The 2799-nt window shown below is 31.9% G+C and carries 2 protein-coding genes and 1 pseudogene; 1 reads left to right on the top strand and 2 read right to left on the bottom strand.

Annotated elements, in window-relative coordinates:
* Positions 1 to 353, bottom strand: a 353-nt coding sequence (locus ACI3VO_RS07055; RefSeq protein ID WP_439757229.1) for an NfeD family protein, incomplete at its 3' end; no start/stop codon positions are given.
* A 128-nt stretch (positions 354 to 481) separates the two neighbouring features.
* Complete coding sequence (locus tag ACI3VO_RS07050; protein ID WP_439757228.1) at positions 482 to 1978, bottom strand: NAD(P)H-hydrate dehydratase; 1497 nt, start codon at positions 1976 to 1978, stop codon at positions 482 to 484.
* Between the two features lie 120 nt (positions 1979 to 2098).
* Here ACI3VO_RS07050 and ACI3VO_RS07045 point away from each other — a divergent pair.
* A pseudogene (locus ACI3VO_RS07045) lies at positions 2099 to 2799 on the top strand (endonuclease/exonuclease/phosphatase family protein); the annotation flags it as partial.

Here is a 2799-nt window from a genome sequence, read left to right as displayed (position 1 = left end):
TCCTTAGATATAGCTGTCCATTCTTCACCATTTAGCTTTACAACTCCTGATTCATAAGGTTCTATATCTTCAACTACAATGGCCTTTTGTGAAATTATCCCCTGTAAATTAGTATTGTATTTTACTTCTCTATCCCTATCCACTAAATACTTAGTTGCTATAACTAAAAGAGTAATAGATATAACTGCAAATACTACGACCTGCCATAAAATACTTTCTATAAATATACTAATCAACATGACTATTAAAGCCCCAATACTAAACCAAATTAAAGTAAGACTAGTTGTCATTAATTCGCCAACTCCGAATATAATGGCTACGATAAGCCAAAATGTACTCATACTAATGCTCATACACATCCCTCATCTCTTTTAATCAATTGAAAATATCTTGCTTTAAAATTAAGCTACTTTAATTATATTGTAGCATTATATTATATAGAATATGGTTACAAAGTAATATCAATTATTTTACTTTTATATTATTCTGAAAAGATCTTCATAGTCCTTTGAATATCAGAAATAATATCTGTAGCATTTACTGTGTATAAATTTTCAGCTAATTCATCACCTATATATCCATGTATATAAGCACCGCAAACAGTTGCCATTAGTGGATCTATACCTTGACCTACAAATGATGCAATCATTCCAAGAAGTGTATCTCCCATACCTCCATTTGCCATAGCTGAATTTCCAGTTGGATTTATATAAGTATAAGCTCCATCAGTTATTACAGTTTCGTATCCTTTTAGTAAAACTATAGCTTTGTATTTATTTGCAAATTCCTTTGCGACATCTACTCTATTATCCCTGATATGTGATATAGAATATCCTGTCAACTTCGCCATTTCTCCCAAATGCGGTGTGATTATCAAGCGATTTGGATAGCTTTCAAATAAATCCACCTTATCCTTTAGGACATTTAATCCATCTGCGTCTAATACGACTGTGCATGTAGATTTTTCTAAAACATATTTTAATTTATTATATGTTTCCTCGCTATTTCCCATTCCACATCCAAATCCAATCGCTGTGCAGCCTTTGATTAGCTTTTCTACCTTTTCTGTGTTGTCTATATCCAAGGTCATAGCTTCGCAAAGCTTTTGACTGGCTATGTTTTGAACATACTGATCTGTTATTAAAGTAGTCAAGCCACTTCCTGCTTTTACGGCTGCTTCTGTAGCTATATATGCAGCACCTGTAAATCCTCTACTTCCTGCAAATAGGGCTATTTTACCAAAATCACTCTTGAAGGCAAATTTATTTTTTTGTTTTATATTATTTTTTACTAATTCTAAGCTTGTTATGTATTCCTTATCGTCGTATTTATCTAAAATATAGCTTGGAACACCGATATGCTCAACTACAACCTCTCCAATAAATTCCTTTGTGCTGTATTTTAAAAATCCCCTTTTATAAAATTCAAATGAAATAGTCTTATCGGCATTTACACAGATACCTAGAATATCTCCTGTTGTTGCATTTATCCCAGATGGTACATCTATTGAATAGACTTTATTTTTGTTTTCATTTATTATTTTTATAACATCGTAGAAAATTCCCTTTATTTCTCTCTCTAATCCTGTCCCAAATATACAATCGACTACTATATCAGAATTTCTTATAGAATCCTTTAAATCGTCCATATTTTCTTCAGTCACGACCGTTGTAGATATCTCCATAGCATTTAAAATATCATAGTGTATTTTAGAGCAGTCACTTAGCTTTTCTAATTTTCCAACTATGAATACTTCTACTTCTTTATCCTTTGCAGCTAACTGTCTAGCTAGTCCTAAGCCATCGCCACCGTTATTTCCAGTGCCACTTACTATTACGTATTTTTGATTATCCTCTATATCCATATGCTTAAATGCTGAAAGTACAGCATTTTCCATCAAAACTATTAATGGTATTTTATATTCATTTACACAAGCACTATCTAATATTTTAGTGCTATTAGATGTTCCTATTCTCATACAAAGCGCCTCCCTTTTAAGCCTTTTATTTTAGTTATATAATATTTTATGGATAATCGCAAATTAAAACCAAAAATAATGCTATACTTTAATTAAGATTTCTAAATAAGGAGAGTTTGTATGAAAAAAATATTGAAAATCGTTTTATCGTTGATTTTAGTTTTAGTATTATTTGTAATCGGATTTGTAGCATATCTTTCAATAAATGAATACTATCCAAAAGAAAACGAGGATATAAAAATAACTGACAAAGGTGAAAAATCCTTAAAGCTAGGAGACTCTATAAGCTTACTTACATTCAATGTCGGATATTGCTCATTAGATAAAGATCACGATTTCTTCATGGATGGCGGAAAAACTGTAAATACCGAAAGTAAGCAAAATATATTAGACAATGTAGAGGGCATCAAAAGCATAATAAATAGAGAAAATCCAGATGTGACTTTTCTACAAGAGGTAGACAAGGATTCAAAGCGTTCTTACTATGTAGATCAAGTTAAAGCCTTCAGCGATATCTACTCTGATGACAGCGAGGCATTTGCTACTAACTTCTTGTGCGATTACATACCTTATCCTATGCCTACAATAGGTAAAGTAAATGGAGGTATTTTAACACTAAATAAATACAACGCTACATCTGCAACTCGTATACCACTAGAAACCTCTTACAAATGGCCAGTTAGAGTTTGCCAATTAAAAAGATGTCTACTAGTCGAGAGAGTTCCTATACAAAATAGCGATAAGGAATTAGTTCTTATAAACCTTCACTTAGAGGCATATGCAGATGAAGAGAGCAAAGACATCCAAACAAAGGTACTTGC

The sequence above is a fragment of the Intestinibacter sp. genome (assembly GCF_051866655.1).
Lineage (GTDB): Bacteria > Bacillota > Clostridia > Peptostreptococcales > Peptostreptococcaceae > Intestinibacter.
Note: the sequence above shows the minus strand (reverse complement) of the source record. Positions and strands in the feature narration are given on the sequence as shown.